Origin of the sequence: Streptomyces thermocarboxydovorans, from assembly GCF_039524635.1 — a bacterium.
Classification (GTDB): Bacteria; Actinomycetota; Actinomycetes; order Streptomycetales; family Streptomycetaceae; genus Streptomyces; species Streptomyces thermocarboxydovorans.
Genome location: NZ_BAAAGU010000090.1, coordinates 1 through 16,409 on the forward strand (window position 1 = coordinate 1; position 16,409 = coordinate 16,409).

At 73.4% G+C, this 16,409-nt stretch carries 11 protein-coding genes, 2 tRNA genes, 3 pseudogenes and 1 riboswitch; of the genes and pseudogenes, 9 read left to right on the plus strand and 7 right to left on the minus strand.

The annotated features are described in order from the left end of the window. Both ABD198_RS28540 and ABD198_RS28545 read left to right on the plus strand, forming a co-directional pair. A pseudogene (locus tag ABD198_RS28540) lies at positions 1 to 65 on the plus strand (mycothiol transferase); the annotation flags it as partial. Next, a pseudogene (locus tag ABD198_RS28545) lies at positions 58 to 897 on the plus strand (NPCBM/NEW2 domain-containing protein); the annotation flags it as partial. The pseudogenes ABD198_RS28540 and ABD198_RS28545, both read left to right, overlap by 8 nt. A 24-nt stretch (positions 898 to 921) precedes the next feature. Here ABD198_RS28545 and ABD198_RS28550 read toward each other — a convergent pair. Next, positions 922 to 3,048 carry an asparagine synthase-related protein gene (locus ABD198_RS28550; protein WP_344007259.1) on the minus strand — a complete coding sequence of 709 codons (2,127 nt, stop codon included), beginning with the start codon at positions 3,046 to 3,048 and terminating at the stop codon, positions 922 to 924. 739 nt (positions 3,049 to 3,787) lie between these two features. Here ABD198_RS28550 and ABD198_RS28555 point away from each other — a divergent pair. The 4 genes from ABD198_RS28555 (at position 3,788) to ABD198_RS28570 (ending at position 8,872) form a co-directional block, all read left to right on the plus strand. After that, a complete protein-coding gene (locus ABD198_RS28555) occupies positions 3,788 to 5,212 on the plus strand; it encodes an NsdA family TPR-like regulatory protein (RefSeq protein WP_344007261.1) in 1,425 nt (474 codons plus the stop codon). A gap of 83 nt (positions 5,213 to 5,295) precedes the next feature. After that, positions 5,296 to 6,501, plus strand: coding sequence for an L-2-hydroxyglutarate oxidase (lhgO, locus tag ABD198_RS28560; RefSeq protein WP_344007278.1), 1,206 nt, complete (start codon positions 5,296 to 5,298; stop codon positions 6,499 to 6,501). Between the two features lie 101 nt (positions 6,502 to 6,602). Then, on the plus strand, positions 6,603 to 7,445 hold the full coding sequence (trmB, locus tag ABD198_RS28565) for a tRNA (guanosine(46)-N7)-methyltransferase TrmB (protein WP_425580579.1): 843 nt from the start codon (positions 6,603 to 6,605) through the stop codon (positions 7,443 to 7,445). 80 nt (positions 7,446 to 7,525) lie between these two features. Next, positions 7,526 to 8,872 (plus strand): PrsW family intramembrane metalloprotease, encoded by a 1,347-nt coding sequence (locus ABD198_RS28570; RefSeq protein ID WP_344007263.1) that lies wholly within the window; start codon positions 7,526 to 7,528, stop codon positions 8,870 to 8,872. 228 nt (positions 8,873 to 9,100) lie between these two features. Here ABD198_RS28570 and ABD198_RS28575 read toward each other — a convergent pair whose 3' ends face one another. The 5 genes and pseudogenes from ABD198_RS28575 to ABD198_RS28595 form a co-directional block, all read right to left on the minus strand. Continuing rightward, entirely contained in the window at positions 9,101 to 10,111 is a 1,011-nt protein-coding gene (locus ABD198_RS28575; protein ID WP_344007265.1) for a M23 family metallopeptidase, read from the minus strand. A 12-nt stretch (positions 10,112 to 10,123) separates the two neighbouring features. Continuing rightward, positions 10,124 to 10,280: riboswitch (cyclic di-AMP (ydaO/yuaA leader) on the minus strand. Positions 10,281 to 10,656: 376 nt separating this feature from the next. Beyond that, positions 10,657 to 10,730, minus strand: a tRNA-Met gene (locus ABD198_RS28580). Positions 10,731 to 10,766: 36 nt separating this feature from the next. After that, a complete protein-coding gene (locus ABD198_RS28585; RefSeq protein ID WP_344007267.1) occupies positions 10,767 to 11,894 on the minus strand; it encodes a dihydrofolate reductase family protein in 1,128 nt (375 codons plus the stop codon). A gap of 300 nt (positions 11,895 to 12,194) precedes the next feature. Beyond that, on the minus strand, positions 12,195 to 12,854 hold the full coding sequence (locus ABD198_RS28590; RefSeq protein WP_344007269.1) for a response regulator: 660 nt from the start codon (positions 12,852 to 12,854) through the stop codon (positions 12,195 to 12,197). Positions 12,855 to 13,237: 383 nt separating this feature from the next. Beyond that, positions 13,238 to 14,188: pseudogene (locus ABD198_RS28595) on the minus strand (HAMP domain-containing sensor histidine kinase); the annotation flags it as partial. A 364-nt stretch (positions 14,189 to 14,552) separates the two neighbouring features. Here ABD198_RS28595 and ABD198_RS28600 point away from each other — a divergent pair. The 3 genes from ABD198_RS28600 to ABD198_RS28610 all read left to right on the plus strand — a co-directional run bounded on the left by ABD198_RS28600 (position 14,553) and on the right by ABD198_RS28610 (position 16,027). Further along, positions 14,553 to 14,807 carry a DUF3040 domain-containing protein gene (locus ABD198_RS28600; RefSeq protein WP_344007271.1) on the plus strand — a complete coding sequence of 85 codons (255 nt, stop codon included), beginning with the start codon at positions 14,553 to 14,555 and terminating at the stop codon, positions 14,805 to 14,807. A gap of 226 nt (positions 14,808 to 15,033) precedes the next feature. Beyond that, positions 15,034 to 15,459 (plus strand): hypothetical protein, encoded by a 426-nt coding sequence (locus ABD198_RS28605; protein ID WP_344007274.1) that lies wholly within the window; start codon positions 15,034 to 15,036, stop codon positions 15,457 to 15,459. Between the two features lie 124 nt (positions 15,460 to 15,583). Then, a complete protein-coding gene (locus ABD198_RS28610) occupies positions 15,584 to 16,027 on the plus strand; it encodes a DUF7144 family membrane protein (protein ID WP_344007276.1) in 444 nt (147 codons plus the stop codon). A 155-nt stretch (positions 16,028 to 16,182) separates the two neighbouring features. Here the strand turns inward: ABD198_RS28610 and ABD198_RS28615 are convergent. Further along, positions 16,183 to 16,255: transfer RNA gene (locus ABD198_RS28615), tRNA-Lys, on the minus strand. Between the last annotated feature and the right edge of the window lie 154 nt (positions 16,256 to 16,409).

Below are 16,409 nucleotides of genomic sequence, written 5' to 3' on the forward strand. Positions count from 1 at the left end.
TCTACACCCACATGATCGAGGAGTACGCGCGGCACAACGGCCACGCCGACCTGATCCGCGAGCGGGGGCGCCGGGGGCGGAGGTGCCGCGGCGTCCGAGGGCGTGGCCGCGCCGGCGAAGGCGGGGATCGCCGCGGGCGTGGTCGCGGTGGCGGCCGCCGTGGCCATCGCCATCGCCCTGTCGGGCAACGAGTCCACCAAGGAGGCGCCGCCGAAGGCGGGCCCGCCCGCCTCGGCACCGGCGGTCCAGGAGGAGCCGGAACCGGAGCCCACGAGGAAGAACGCCACCCCCCGCCCCGCTCCCCCCGTGCCGGCTGCCGCCCGTCCGGCACCCGAGCCGACGCCCACACCCACGTCAACCCCGACCCCGACCCTGACGCCGCGTCCCACCCCGACACCGACAACGCCCACCCCGACACCGACGCCGACGCCCACCCCCACGCCGCCACCGCCCCCGGCCCCGGAAGTCCATCCGTGGAGCGAGCTGTCGTACGACATCGCCGGTGACGGGACGCGCCCCGAGATGCGGATCAACTCCAGCAGCTGGGTGTGGCAGCGCTCCGGCCTGCGCATCGACGGCGTCCGCTACAGCCACGGCGTCACGGTGCACGGCCGCTCGTCCGTCACCATCGGCCTGAACCGGCCGTGCAGCTCCTACGACGCGCTGGTGGGCGTGGACGACATGACGATGAAGCTCGGCAAGGTGAGGTTCTCGGTCCACGCCGACGGGGTCCCGCTGTGGAACTCCGGGGTGATCAAGGGCGGCGACCCGGCGGTGCCGGTCCCTGTGGACCTGGCGGGACACGAGACCGTGCGCCTGGTGGTGGAGCCCGTCGGGCACTTCGACGCGGTGCTGGCCCTGGCCGACTGGGCGGAGTCCCGCTTCACCTGCAGGTAGGCGGACCCTGCCGGGACGGGCGGGTCAGCCGGCCGCGCCCGCGCCCAGGGCGCCCCGGCGCACCACGATCCCGCCGGGCACGGCGCGCTGGCGTGCCGGTGTGCCCGTCCAGCAGGTGCCGCGCCGCGCCAGCAGCCGCCGCAGCCACAGCTCCAGGCCCACCAGATCGGCGAGCCCCTCCAGGGGGAGCGGCTCGCCCTCCGCCGCCCCGCGCAGCGCCTTGCGCACCACCCGTGCCTCGACCAGTCCGGCCTCCGCGAGCAGCGGGGTGTCGAACAGCGCCGTCAGCGAGTCCACCGCGACCCGCAGCCCGGTCCGCGCGGTGGCCACCGCGGCCGTGCCGCCGGTCGGCGCGCCCCAGCCGTCCGGCAGGTCCCGGACTCCGGCGCCCTCCAGCACGGACCGCAGGATCGCCGCCCGCGCTCCGGGCCGTACCCGCAGCGCCTCCGGCAGGGCCCGGCAGGCCCGCACCACCTGGTTGTCGAGGAACGGCGCGTGCAGCCGCTGGAAGCGCACCTCCGCCGCCTGCTCCAGCACCCGCAGGTCGGCCGCGTGGCGGGCGAGTGCCGCCCGCGCCCGGAAGTCCCCGGGGCGCTGGCCGGGTCCGACGCCGACGTCGGCGCGGCGCATCGACGCCTGCAGGCGAACCGATACTTCAGCCAGGGCCTCGCCGGTCAGCCAGCGCGCCGCAGGGCCGGGTCTTCCCCAGCTCAGGGCGGCCAGCGAGGCGTCGGCGGCCCCGGAGATCCCGGCGAGGCCCCCGTCGTCGTCGAGACTGCGCCGCATCAGCCGCTGCGCCAGCTCCTGCACGCCCGCCCGGTAGGAGGTGCGGGCCAGCCGCCGTGCCGCCGCGTAGACGCGTGCGGGCACCATCACCGAGCCGTCCGCCTTGGCCAGGGCGGCCACCGGGCGCACCAGATGGCGCCGCTTGCGGTCCATCAGCAGATCGGACAGGCGGGCCGGGTGGGCGTCCAGCACCTGCCGGGCCCCGTAGCCGGTGAAGTGGTCCGCGCTGCCGGCCGCGAGGCGGGCCCGGTGCCGGGCCGCGACGACCAGCGAGGGGCCGGGCTCGTCGGTGAGGGGTCCGTCGAGATCGGCGTAGGGCAGCGTCTCCTCGCTGCCGGTGACCACCACGTGGTGCAGCCGGGGGTTCGCGGCCAGTGCGCCGGCCCGCTGGAGTTCGTCCTCCCGGCCGCCGACGACGAGGTCGTTGAAGGTCACCGCCAGCAGCCGCTCCCCCGCCCCGGTGCCGTGCCCCAGCACGGTGCCGGGCATGCCGGGCAGCCCGGCGGCCAGCAGCGCCAGCGTCCCGGAGGCCGGTCCGCCGGACAGGTCGGCTCCGATTCCCGGCACCGGCATCCCGCGTGCGGCCCGCCGTTCGGCCGGTCCCATGCCGGGCACGGGGCCGGGGTCGATGTCGGCCCCGGGGACGTGCCGGGGCGCGGCGAGGCGGGTGCGCACCGCTTCGACCAGTGCGTCCCGTACGGCGTCCACCGCGCGGTCCGGGTCCGCGGGCGGTGCCGCGACGGCGAGCGAGGCGACCGGCTCGTAGCCGGCGATCTCGCGGGCTCCCGCGCGCAGGATCAGCGCGTGCCCCGGTGGGATGCGCTTGACGCCGTCGTACGGGGTGGAGTCGTGCAGCGCGGCCGGTACGTCGGGGGCGGCGAGCAGTGCGGCGAGGTGCCCGAAGTCCAGGTTGGCCTCGATGAGGTCGGCCAGCGGCAGCGCGGCGGTCGCATAGGCGGTGCCGCCCGCCCAGGGTGTGTAGAACACCGGCCGGGCGCCCGCGAGATCACCGCAGACGGTGATCCGGCGTCCGACCTGCACGACCGCGGTGTAGCTGCCCGGCCAGGCGGTCAGATGCCGAAGTGCCCCGCCGCGCGCGGCGAACAGGGCCACCCGCAGCTGCTCGTCGGAGGCGCCGCAGGTGCCGAGCACGGCGATCCGGGTCTGCGCGTCGGCCTTCACCACGCGTACCTCGTCGGGCCGCCAGTCGCCGACGGCCCACAGCGGGTCGGGATCGCCCCACAGCAGCTGGGAACCCACGGGATGCACCGTCTCGCCGTCGGTGCCGCTGGCCCCGGCGGAGCCGTACCCACCCGCTCCGGCAACTCCCGCGGCGGTGCTGCTCCACCCCACCAACCACCGCATCGACGCCTCCACAGGATGTGGACAACCAGTGCACCGTACGAACCGGTTCTCCATGCTGCCACGAAGGAGGCGTTCCAGAGGGGTGGCGGAGCCGCATGTGCTCCGCCGGATGCGCCCCGGCGGAGACGTCCGGACCCGGATTCGCCCCCGTGACACCCGGTGCTGAACTCCCGTTTGCGGCGCCGTGATCGGCGCGCTTCGCCGCAGCTCATGCCGCTGCACGCCGACTCGAATGCGCCCCCGCCGTGCGCCCTGAATGCACCCAACGCGCCCTCAACTGCCAGCGTGAACGCGGAGTTGTCCCACGAACGGCGGGGGCGATTTTCGGCCAAATCGGAGCGAGAAGAGCAGCCTTGAACACGCTCCGTGCAACCCCGGCCCACCGCCGGAGGGTTGCGCAGTCCGGGAGGCGCAGCACGCCTCCCGGACCGTTCCGCCGCCCGCGGGGATGAAGGCGGCGGTGTCCCCCAGCCCGCTGGATCCAGTACAGCGGGCCGACCCACGCACGGACCATGGAACCGCTCCCGGGATGGCCGGAGAAGAGCGCACACACGGGCGCACGGCCACACGCCGGGAGCACGCCGCAACTGCGCGTATCGGCCCCGTACTTCAGTACGGACCACAATCCCGCCAACCGGAAGAATGCCCCTTAACGCTTGGGATGCGGCGAACTACGCTGGGTTTACGAATGCCGCAGGGTTATGCCAGCGCGGCAGCCGTCTGTGTCGAGGGGTGGCGCATGTCCAGGGAGCAACGCGGGCCGAACGAAAAGCTCGGCGCCGTTCTCGCCCTCGCGGGAATCTCCAACGCAGGCCTCGCGCGGCGCGTCAACGACCTTGGCGCACAGCGAGGACTGACACTTCGCTACGACAAGACGTCGGTCGCGCGCTGGGTGTCCAAGGGAATGGTGCCGCAGGGCGCGGCGCCGCACCTGATCGCCGCCGCCATCGGCCAGAAGCTGGGCCGCCCCGTCCCGCTCCACGAGATCGGGCTGGCGGACGCGGACCCCGCACCCGAGGTGGGCCTCGCCTTCCCGCGGGACGTCGGACAGGCGGTGAAGTCCGCGACCGAGCTGTACCGGCTGGACCTCGCCGGCCGCCGGGCCGGCTCCGGCGGCATCTGGCAGTCGCTCGCCGGGTCCTTCGCGGTGAGCGCCTACGCCACTCCCGCCTCGCGCTGGCTGATAACCCCGGCCGACAGCTCGGTGGCACGGGACCCGAGCCCGTCCGAGGGCTCCGCCGCACCGATCAAAGTCGGCCACAGCGATGTGCAGAAGCTGCGCGAGGCCGCCGAGGACGCCCGGCGCTGGGACTCCAAGTACGGCGGCGGGGACTGGCGTTCCTCGATGGTGCCCGAGTGTTTGCGGGTGGAGGCGGCGCCGCTGCTGCTCGGCTCCTACTCCGACGACGTGGGCCGTGCGCTGTTCGGCGCGGCGGCCGAACTGACCCGGCTCGCCGGGTGGATGGCCTTCGACACCGGCCAGCAGGAGGCGGCGCAGCGCTACTACATCCAGGCCCTGCGCCTGGCGCGGGCCGCGGCGGACGTGCCGCTCGGCGGCTATGTGCTGGCGTCGATGTCGCTGCAGGCGACCTACCGCGGCTTCGGTGACGAGGGCGTCGACCTCGCGCAGGCCGCGCTGGAGCGCAACCGGGGGCTGGCCACCGCCCGCACCATGAGCTTCTTCCGGCTCATCGAGGCCCGGGCGCACGCGCGCGCCGGGGACGCGCAGGCGGCGGGTGCGGCGCTGAAGTCCGCCGAGGGATGGCTGGAGCGGTCCCGGCCCGGCGACAGCGACCCCTCCTGGCTCGGCTTCTACACCTACGACCGGTTCGCGGCCGACGCGGCCGAGTGCTACCGCGACCTGAAGGCACCGCGGCAGGTGCGAAGGTTCACCGAGCAGGCCCTGTCCAGGCCGACGGAGGAGTTCGTGCGCTCGCACGGGCTGCGGCTGGTGGTCTCGGCCGTGGCCGAGCTGGAGTCGGGGAACCTCGACGCGGCCTGCGAGCAGGGGGTCCGGGCGGTGGAGGTGGCCGGGCGGATCTCGTCCGCGCGCACCACCGAGTACGTGAAGGACCTGCTGCACCGGCTGGAGCCCTACGGCGACGAGCCGCGGGTGATGGAGCTGCGGGAGCGGGCCCGGCCGCTGCTGATGGCGCCCGCGTGAGCTCCGGGCCCCGGCCCGGCCCGGTGACCGTCCGCGTTTGAGCGCGATGTCAGTGGTGCAGTGCACTATCGGTGGCGGAGGTGGTGCACGTGGTGGCCTACGACTGTGATGTGCTCGTGATCGGTGGGGGGATCGTCGGGCTGTCCACCGCCTACGCGATCACCCGGGCCGCCCCCGGCACGCGGGTGACGGTGCTGGAGAAGGAGGCCGGGCCCGCCCGGCACCAGACGGGGCGCAACAGCGGGGTCATCCACAGCGGCATCTACTACCGGCCCGGCTCGCTCAAGGCGCGGTACGCGGTGCGGGGCGCCGCGGAGATGGTCAAGTTCTGCGCGGAGTACGACATCCCGCACGCCGTGACCGGCAAGCTGATCGTCGCCACCGAGCGGGACGAGCTGCCCCGGCTGCACGCGCTGGTGCAGCGCGGCCGGGAGAACGGGCTCACGGTGCGGGAGCTGGGCACGGCGCAGATGGCCGAGTACGAGCCGGAGATCACGGGGCTGGCCGCCATCCATGTGGGCACCACCGGCATCTGCGACTTCACGGCGGTCGCCCGCCGGCTCGCCGAGGCGTCCGGCGCGGAGATCCGCTACGGGGCCCGGGTGGAGCGGATCGACCGCCGGCCCGAGCTCGGGGTCGCCGTCCGCACCGCCTCCGGCGACATCGTCCGCGGGCGGATGCTGGTGAACTGCGCCGGCCTGTACTGCGACGAGATCGCCCGGCTCACCGGCGACGAGCCCGGCGTGCGGATCGTGCCGTTCCGCGGTGAGTACTACGAGCTGGCCCGGCCGGAGCTGGTGAGGGGGCTGGTGTATCCGGTGCCCGACCCGGCGTTCCCGTTCCTCGGCGTGCATCTCACCCGCGGCACCGACGGGGGCGTGCACGTGGGCCCCAACGCGGTGCCGGCGCTGGCCCGCGAGGGGTACGACTGGCGCACCGTGCGCCCCCGCGAGCTGGCGGGCACCCTGGCCTGGCCGGGCGCCTGGCAGCTGGCCCGCCGGCACTGGCGGTACGGCGCCGGTGAGCTGCACCGGTCGCTGTCCAGGAGCGCCTTCACCGAGGCGGTGCGGCGGCTGCTGCCCGCGGTCACCGAGGACGATCTCGTGCCGGCGGCGGCCGGGGTGCGGGCGCAGGCCGTGCTGCGGGACGGCACCCTCGCCGACGACTTCCTGATCCAGCAGACCCCGCGGGCGGTGCATGTGCTGAACGCGCCCTCACCTGCGGCGACGGCATCGCTGCCGATCGGCCGCGAGATCGCCCGGCGGGCCCTGGCCGCGCTGGAGCGGTGAGCCGTGGCCCACGGCCCGCGCTGGAGCGGTGAGCCGTGGCCCACGGCACTCCCCGGCACGGCCCGAAGGACCGGACGCACCCCCGTAAAATCGACAGCACTGTGTCTGACTCCGTGAACACCCCCGAAGCGCCCCGGCCCGCCCCCGAGCGCCCCACCCCGCAGTCGGTCCGCCGTACCCGCGCCAAGGGCGAGCCGCGGTTCCCGGACGGTCCCAAGGCCGATCCCGCCGGATCGCACTTCGAGCGGCGGATCCGCAGCTTCCAGCCGCGCCGGAGCCGGGTGACCGCGGGCCAGGCGGACGCCTTGCAGCGGCTGTGGCCGAAGTGGGGCTTCGACATCGACGGCCGGCGGGTGCTGGATCTCGCGGAGTTCTTCGGCAACGACAACCCGGTCGTCCTGGAGATCGGCTTCGGCATGGGCGAGGCGACCGCGCAGATGGCCGCCGCCGACCCGGCCACCAACATCCTCGCCGTGGACGTGCACACCCCCGGCCAGGGCAATCTGCTCAAGCTCGCCGACCGGCAGGGCTTGAGCAACATCCGCGTGGGCAACGGCGACGCGGTCATCCTGCTGCGGGAGATGCTCGCCCCGGACAGCCTGGCCGGGCTGCGCGTCTTCTTCCCCGATCCCTGGCCGAAGAAGCGGCACCACAAGCGGCGGCTGATCCAGCCGGAGTTCCTCTCCCTGGCGGCGACCCGCCTCAGGCCGGGCGCCCTGGTGCACCTCGCCACCGACTGGGAGCCCTACGCCGAGCAGATGCTCGAGGTGCTCACCGCCCACCCCGCCTACGAGAACACCCGGGCGGACGGCGGCTTCGCACCCCGCCCCGACTTCCGTCCCCAGACCCGTTTCGAGACGCAGGGACTGGAGAAGGGGCATGTGGTGAACGACCTGCTGTTCCGTCGCGTACAGCACGAAGACCAGCCCCCCACCGGCGCCTGACCCGCGGCCTCGCGGACCTGCGGGCGGCGCCCCTGCCTCGTTAGGGTCGACGCGTGGCCAGCTCCCCGTATCCGACGCCCGTGAGTCATGCCGCCGGGAGCAGCTCGGCGCGGTCCGCGCACTGGTGGCAGCGGGCCTGGGTGCGCTACGGGGCGCTGAGCACTCTGCTCGCCCTGTCCGGCCTTGTCATCCTGGCCCTGGTCCGGGAGCAGACCGGCACCCAGGGCTTCCTGGTCGGACTGGGCCTCGCGGTGCTGCCGGTGCCGCTGCTCATAGCCGCCTTCCGCTGGCTGGACCGGGTGGAGCCGGGCCCCTGGCGGAATCTGCTGTTCGCGTTCGCCTGGGGGGCCTGCGCGGCGGCGCTGATAGCGATCGTCGCCAACAGCTTCGCCACCAGATGGATAGCGACGGCGACCGCGGACCCGGCCGGGGCGGACACCCTGGGCGCGACCGTGGTGGCGCCGGTCGTCGAGGAGTCCGCGAAGGCGGCCGCCGTGCTGCTGCTGTTCCTGTTCCGCAGACGGGACTTCACCGGGATCCTCGACGGCGTGGTGATAGCGGGCGTCACCGCGACCGGCTTCGCGTTCACCGAGAACATCCTCTACCTCGGCACGGCCTTCGGCGCCGACCAGCTCACCGGCGGCAGCGGCATCCCCTCGGTGACCGCGGCGACGTTCTTCGTCCGCATCGTGATGTCCCCGTTCGCGCACCCGCTGTTCACGGTGCTCACCGGGATCGGGTTCGGCATCTCCGCCCTGTCCACCGAGCGCCAGCGGGTGCGGCGGGTGCTGCTGCCGCTGTCCGGACTGCTCCTCGCGATGGGGATGCACGCGCTGTGGAACGGCTCCTCGGCGCTGGGCGAGTTCGGGTTCCTCGCGGTGTACGCGGCGTTCATGGTGCCGGTGTTCGGGGTGCTGACCTGGCTGGTGGTGTGGACGCGGCAGCGGGAGCTGCACACCGTGCGGGCGGAGCTGCCCGCCTATGTGATCGCCGGCTGGCTGACTCCGGTGGAGCCGTACGCGCTGGGGCTGATGCGGGCCCGGCGCATCGCGCGGCAGTACGCGCGCCGGCACGGCGGGAAGGAGGCGGCGCGGGCGGTCGCCGAGTACCAGGCGTTCGCGACCTCGCTGGCGGTGCTGCGTCACCGCGGGCGGCTCGGGCGGGCGCGCGGTGACTTCGTGCAGCGGGAGGGCGAGCTGCTGCGGGAGCTGTGGCACCGGCGGGCGGCTGCCCGGCCCGCCCTGGAGTACGCGGCCCGCGCGACGGCACCGCCGCCTCCGGTGATGGTCTGGCACCCCGGCCCCGGGGCCCCCGCGTACGGCCACGTCCCCGGGCCTGCGCTCGGCCACGGCTACGGCTCCGGCCCCGCGTACCGCCAGGGTCACGGCTACGAGTACGGCTACAGCGGCAATCCGTACCTCGGGTGAGCCGGGCGCATCCGTGGCTCGGGTGAGCCGGGCACGTCCGTGGCTCGGGTGAGCCGGGCGCATCCGTGGCTCGGGTAAGCCGCGCGTCCGCGGCTCGGGTGAGCCGGGCCGATCCGTGACTCGGGTGAGCACGAACGCCGACCGGCAGCCCTGACGTCGGGGGGGCGCCGTCGGGACTGCCGGGGTTCAGGTGATGGCGGTGCGGCTCAGCGGGCCGTACGGATCAGATCAGGGGTTCAGACCCTTGCTGCGCAGCCAGCTCATGGGGTCGATGCCGGAGGCGGAGCCGCCGGGGTGGACCTCGAGGTGCAGGTGGGCACCGGTGACATTGCCGGTGGCGCCGACGCGGCCGATCACATCGCCGGTGTTGACCTTCTGGCCGACGCTGACGCTGATCGAGGACTGGTGGGCGTACCAGATCTCGGTGCCGTCCTCGAGGGTGAGCACCGTCTTGTAGCCGTAGGAGCCGTCCCAGCCGGCGAAGGTGATCGTGCCGGTGTGGACGGCCTTGAGCAGCGTGCCCGTGGGGGCGGCGAAGTCGAGGCCGGTGTGCTGGCCGGAGGACCAGTAGGCGCCGGCCTGACCGAAGGTGGAGCTGATGGTGTAGGAGGAGGTCGGCAGCGTGTACTGCTTGGCCAGCTCGGCGAGGCGCTCGGCCTCGGCCTTCTTCCTGGCCTCCTCCTCCGCCTTCTTCTTGGCGGCCTCGGCCTTCTCCTTGGCCTCGCGCTCGGCCTTGGCGGCGGCCTCGGCGGCCTCCTTCTCCGCGGCGGCGACGGCCTCGGCGGCGGCCTTGCCGGCGGCCTGGTCCTGCTGCTGTTCGACCTGCGCCATGATCCGGGCGCGCAGGGCCTCACCGGCACCCTGCTCGCTGTCGGTGGTGGCGCCGACGCTGCTGAGCGGGGTGGTGGAGCCCTTCGGGGTTTCCTCGTCGGAGATGAGGGAACCCACGTTGGGGAGGTCGGGCATGGAGATGGCGACCGGCGGCTTGCCGGTCTGGGCGCTGGCCATACCGCCGGCGCCGACGGCGGCTATGACACCGACGCCGAGAACGGTGGAGCTGCGGGCGAGTCCCCCGCCGCGCTGCTTGGTGACGCGATGCCGGCCGCGGACCGGGCGGACGGTCTCCGCCGTGGGGTTCCACTCCTCGAAGGGACCTTCGTCGGCGCGGGTGCCGCCGCCGTAGACGAACGTGTCGCTCGGGGTGAACGGGGCCTCGGGGGCAGGCCGGTTGGACGCCACGTGGGCGCACTCCTTTCCTTCCGTCTCCACCTACCGGGTTAGCTGACGGGTTCGGAGCAGGAAGGTCTCCTACGCGCGTATACGAGCCGTGTCTCCACGGCGGCATACGCCCGATTCACCCCAATGTGTGGTTCCCCGGTTCCCTTGCGGGATTCGGCGCGTGAGCACGGAGCCGACTTCTGTGACGGCTGGGACGACCGCGCTGCGTTATCGAACGTTAATAGACGTGAGCCTCGGATTCCAAGCCGTTCCTCTTGATCGTTAAGGATTTTCGCGCGGACTTAAGCGTCATCGACGGGCGAAAACGGGCGAGTTGACCGCGCATCACGGGGGTGCGAGTTTCTGACGTTGTGTCAGATGTTATGCGGAGCGGCGCGGTTCGATTACATGGAGTGATATCTGCGGGGGAGGTCGGGAAACCTCGATGGAGAAACCGAGGGGGTTGAGGAGGGCCGGCGCCGGACACGAAGGGACCAGGGGCGGCAAGAGGTACGGAGAAACGCCGAGGGCCGGAACCCTTTCGGATTCCGGCCCTCGGCCTTCAGTAGCGGGGACAGGATTTGAACCTGCGACCTCTGGGTTATGAGCCCAGCGAGCTACCGAACTGCTCCACCCCGCGTCGGTACTCACCAGTATACGGCATCCGCGCGGGTGGTCAGAACAAGTGGCTGTTCGGGACCTTCGCGCGCTCCTCGTGCTCGGGCAGGACGAGCACCGTGGCCCCTCCCTGCCTGAGCACACCCGAGCCGTCCGCGCCCGGGACGAAGGTGTCCGGCTCGCGCCAGGCGGTGACCACGCGGCGGACACCGGCCTCCAGGATCAGCCGCGAGCAGGACGCCGGCCGGGACGCCCGGCGGGCGCACGGCTCCAGGCTGGAGTAGACCGTCGCGGTCGCCAGCCGGGGGTCCGTCGGGTCGGTCTTGGCCAGCGCGGCCTCCTCCGCGTGCGCCAGCGGATCGCTGCCCTCCCGCGACCAGCCGCGCGCCAGTTCTGTGCCGTCGGCCGCGACGATCACCGCGCCCACGCTGAACGCCGTCTGCGAGGGAGGGCACTGTGCCGCCAGCTCGCAGGCGAGCGCCAGCCAGTGGTGGTCGGCGGCGACGGGCAGCTCGCCGGTGCCGGGCGCGGTGGGCTCGTAGCGCATCAGGACGACGTCGCCGATCTGCCGGGTCTCGCACAGCCGCAGGCGTCCGCCCTGGTAGGAGCCTGGTCCGAAGAGGCGCGGGGCGTCCGGGTCACCGACGAAGAGCGGGGCCAGCACCAGCTGGAGCTCGTCGGCGAGGCCCTGGGTGAGGAGCTGGGTGTGGATCACCCCGCCGCCCTCGACCATCAGCCGCCGCACACCGCGCTCGTCGTGCAGATGGGTGAGCAGGCGGCGCCAGTCGAGCTCCGTGCCGAGCGGCACCACATCGGTGGCCAGGCCGAGGGAGCGGGCCCGCTCGGCCCCCTTGTCCGTGGTGTAGAGGACCTTGTCGCCGCCGGTGTGCCAGAAGGCCGCGGCCGGGTCCAGGTCGCCGGACCCGCTGACGGTGACCTTCAGCGGGTACTCCGGCAGACCGCGTGCCCGGCGGACGGCGCGGCGCTCGGGCGAGTTCACCAGCAGCCGGGGGTTGTCGGCGCGGATGGTGCCGGCGCCGACCAGGATCGCGTCCACCGAGGCCCGCACCTCGTCCACCCGGTCGAAGTCCTCCGGGCTGGACAGCAGCAGCCGCTCGGGGCCGGTGTCGTCCAGATACCCGTCCAGCGAGACGGCGGCGGACAGCAGGACGTAAGGATGGGGCATCGGCGCGCTCCTGGCGAGGGTCGGAGGAACAGCCGGCGGGCTGCTCGCCTCAAGTCTGACAAGCCCGGCGCGCGGACCGGGCACGGGTGGCGAGCGGGGTGCCGCAGCGGCCGCGCATTTCACGGCTTCACGACCCGACGACCGATCGAGCTCACGACCCGGATGGCCCGGTCGAGCTCACGACCCCATGGCCCGATCGAGCTCACGACCCCATGGCTCGGTCGAGCTCACGACCCCATGGCCCGATCGAGCCCTGATCAGGATCCGGCCGGCCCTCACCGGGGTCCGGTCGGGTCCTCATCACGGTTCGATCAGGCCCATCCGGATCGCGTATCTGGTCAGCTCCAGGCGGTCCTTCAATCCGAGCTTGGCCAGCAGATTGGCGCGGTGCCGCTCGACCGTCTTGGGGCTGATGACGAGCAGCTCGGCGATCTGCTGGGAGGTGTAGCCCTCGGCGACCAGCTTGAGGATCTCCTCCTCGCGGTCGGTGATGGCCTTGGCGGGCAGGGTCCGGCCCTCCCGGGCACGGTCCAGGTAGTCGCGGATCAGGGCGTTGACCGCGCCCGGGTAGAGGAAGGGCTCGCCGCGCATGGTGGCGTGGCAGGCCTCCACCAGGTCGCGGTCGGCGACGGACTTGAGCACATAGCCGGAGGCGCCCGCGCCCAGGGCCTCGAAGAAGAACTGCTCGTTGTCGTACATCGTCAGTATCAGGATTCGCGTCTCAGGCATGCTCCGGGAGAGCTCGCGGGTCGCCTGCAGACCGGTGAGCCGGGGCATGGCGATGTCCAGGATGGCCAGGTCGGGCCGGTGGACGCGGGCCTGCTCCAGCGCCTCGGCACCGTCGTCGGCCTCGGCCACCACGGTCAGATCCGGTTCACCGTCGAGGATCAGCCGCACACCGCGGCGCACCAGCGCGTGATCGTCGGCGAGGAGGATGCGGGTGGGGGCGGGGTGGGTCATGGAGCACGTCGTTTCCGCTCGGGGGCTTTTCGGGGGCTGCGGTCACGGGGGCGGGCCGGGCGACCCGGCCCGCCGGTCGGCGGCGGTGTCGGGGGCGGTGTCTGGGGCGGGGCGCCCTCGGCGGCGGAGGCCGGGGCCGGATCGGGGGTCATGCCCCGGGAGACGGCGGGCTCGGCGGCGGGAGCGGCGGGGCTGTCGGCGGTGGCGGCATGGGGAGGGTGACCGGCAGGGCTGTCGGCGGTGGCGGCATGGGGAGGGTGACCGGCAGCGGGAACGGCGGCCGGAGCCGGGCCGGCCATCGCGGCGGGAGCCGGCGCGGGAGTCGCTCCCGGAATCACAGCGGGTGCGGGAGCCGCTCCCGGAATCACGGCGGGCGCGGGGGTCTCCCCCGGCCTCGGGACGGGGACGGTCAGCCGGACCTCGGTGCCGGGGCCACCCCCGGAGGGCGGGCCCACCGTGAGGTGCGCCCCGATGAGCAGCGCGCGTTCACGCATGCCCCGGATGCCCGCGCCCTCCGGGACGTTGCCGATGCCGCAGCCGTCGTCGCGGACCCGCAGCTCCACACCGGCCGGGGTGCGGCGCAGGGTGATCTCGGCGCGGGTGGCGTCGGCGTGCCGGGTGGCGTTGGTGAGGCCCTCCTGTGCGACCCGGTACAGCACCAGCTCGACCTCCTGGCCCAGGCCGGGCAGGTCGGCGTCGAGACGGTGCTGGACGGTGAGGTCGTAGGCGGCGAACTCCGAGGCCAGCGCCTTCAGGGCGCTGACCAGCCCCAGCTCGTCCAGCACACCGGGCCGCAGCCGGCGGGCGATGCGCCGGATCTCGTCCAGGCTCCCCCGGGTGGTCTCCTGCGCCAGCTGCAGCTCCTCGCGCAGTTCGGGCGGGGCGTGGTCGGCGGCCCGCTTCAGCTGGAGCAGGACCGCGGTGAGGCTCTGGCCGACCTCGTCGTGCAGCTCCTGGGCGATCCGCCGGCGCTCGCCCTCCTGCGCGGACAGCGCCCGGGCGCTGCTGGTGGCCCGCTCGTCCTCCAGCCGGTCCAGCATCGTGTTGTACGTGCTGATCAGCTCGGCGATCTCGCCGCGCCCGCCGACCGCAGGACGCTTGCCGGGGCGGAGCAGGTCGGTGGTGGTCATGGCGCGGGTGAGGCGCTGCAGCGGGGCGAGTCCGACGCGCAGCAGCAGCGCGTTGGCGACGAGCATGGCGGCGAGTCCCACGGTGAGCACCGCGGCCTCGGTGAGCAGCACCGGAGTGGAGACGGTGACGGGTCCGAGCAGCAGGGCGGTGGCCGTGATCAGCACGACGGCGTTCAGCAGGAAGATCCGCCAGAACAGGGGCACTCCACCGCCTCCTCGCCATGCGTCCCACCGCAGCCGCTCCCGGTGCGGCGCAAGCCGTGGACGGCTCACGTCCCGGGGCGCGGCACGGGCCGTCACCACCAGCGTGTGCGCTGAGGCGGCCGGACGCCATCCGTGGCGTCACCCATTTCCGCACCGGGAGGCCACAGCAGCACGCTGATGTCCCTAGGGGATGGGGCACTCGGCATATGGGGTCCGGGTCAGGGGGATATGGGGGCCGGGCCCGATGGTCGGCGGTGCCGGGGCGAGGGAGCCTGGAAGTGACGGGGCGGCCGAGAGCATCGTCACCTCCGCCGTACCAGCAGCCACCACCCTCGCTGCCGCCGACGGCCGGGAAGGAGGAGCCGTGCCCAAGTCGGACGACGAGCGTCTCGTCGACCTCGAGGCCCGCTTCGAGCAGGAGGACCCGCACTTCTCCCGCTCGTTCACCAGCGGGCGCCCGGCCCGCCCGCGCGAGTTCCGCCGCGCCCGCGCCTGGTGGGCGCTGATCATCGGAGTGGGCCTGCTGATCGCGGGCCTGGTCCTGCCCGACGGCCTGATGATCGCCGCGGGCCTGGTCCTGAGCGGCATAGCCGTCCAGCTCTTCGACCCGCCTCGCTGACCCTACGTCCGGACGCGGCCTTTCCCCTACTCCTCCTCTTCTCCCTTCTCCTCTCCTCCCTATGTCTCTCCTTATGTCCTGACCCTTGCTGATGTCCTGATCCTTGCTGTCGCCGTCCGGCTCCCGCCGTGCACCGGGACGAACCGCTGGCGGCTCTCCGCCGGGGTGGGAAAATCGAAGGCGCTCGGGACTCGCGTCCGACAGGCAGCGGGAGGGGAGCGTCAGCATGATCCAGTGGGTGCGCCTCGGCAGCGGGCGGAAGCCGGTTCCCGAGCCGGCCGCCACCGGGCTGGTGTGGGCCGGTGCGTTCGGCGGTGCGCTCACCCTGGTGGCGCTGATCAACACGATGCTGGGGCCCGGCCGCCCCCATCTCGCGCTCACCGCCCTGTCCCTGCTCGCCGCCGCGCTCGGCGTGTGGGCCCGGTTCACCGCGGCCCCCGGGACGGCCGTGCTGTGCTGGCTGTTCCTCAACGGGTTCGCCATTCCGCCCGAGGGCGTCCTCACCTGGGCCGGTTCGCGGGACGCCCTCTGGCTCGGCTGTCTGCTCGCCGCCGCCCTCGTCGGCACCACAACCTCCCGGCTGGCGCACGCCCGCGCGGCCTACCACCGCCTCACCACGGCCACGGACCCGGACGACGGCCGCCTCCTGTAACCCGAGGCCGCGGGGTCACCCGCACGGCGTACCCCGCGTGGCCGCCGAGGCCGCCCGCGGCGAGGGTCGAAGTGCCCGGCGGCCGGTGTCCGTACCGGCCACCACACGAGAATCGGGGTGCGCCATGACCGCACAACCACACTCCGGCGGGCCCGAGAGCAGCTATCGCGCCCCCCGCGGGGGCCGCACCGAGTTGGCCGCCGGCGGCTACGTCTTCGCGGGCGTCCTGCTGCTGCTCAACGGCATCCTGGCGGTCCTTCAAGGTATCGCCGCCATCGCCGAGGACGACGTGTACGCCACCATCGGCGACTACGTCTACGAGGCCAGCCTGGCCGGCTGGGGCTGGATTCTGCTGGTCCTCGGCGTCATCGCCGCGCTCGCCGGCTTGGGCATCCTGGCGGGCCAGGAGTGGGCGAGGATGGCCGGCATCATGCTGGCCTCCCTGAGCCTGATCACCCAGTTCCTCTTCCTGCCGTATGCCCCCGTGTGGTCGGTCATCATGATGGCCATCGACGTCTTCGTCATCTGGTCCCTGGTGACTCACCGTCCGGAGCTCACGGAGCACTGATGCCCGCCGTCCGTACGGCCCGCGCGGCTAGGCCGGCGGGGCGGCGAGCGCCCGACCGGCGGCACGCCGACACAACGCCGCAGCGCCCGACCCGGCTGATGCCCGGTCAGGCGCTGCGAGGCAGGGCGGAGGTCGTGCTCCCCGTCTGCGGGAGGTAGGCCCTGTGGGACTCGAACCCACAACCAATGGATTAAAAGTCCACTGCTCTGCCAATTGAGCTAAGGGCCCTCGGCGATGTTGCCTCCCCGAGCATAGCTGCACGTGGCCGTCTCGCCGATCGGGTATCCGGGACGGGAGCGTCGCCAGGGCCTTTCGTTTGGATCAGCCCGCGGGAATCGCCGGCGCCTTGTCAGCACCGGTGAGCGGGGTCTGGTGCGTGCAG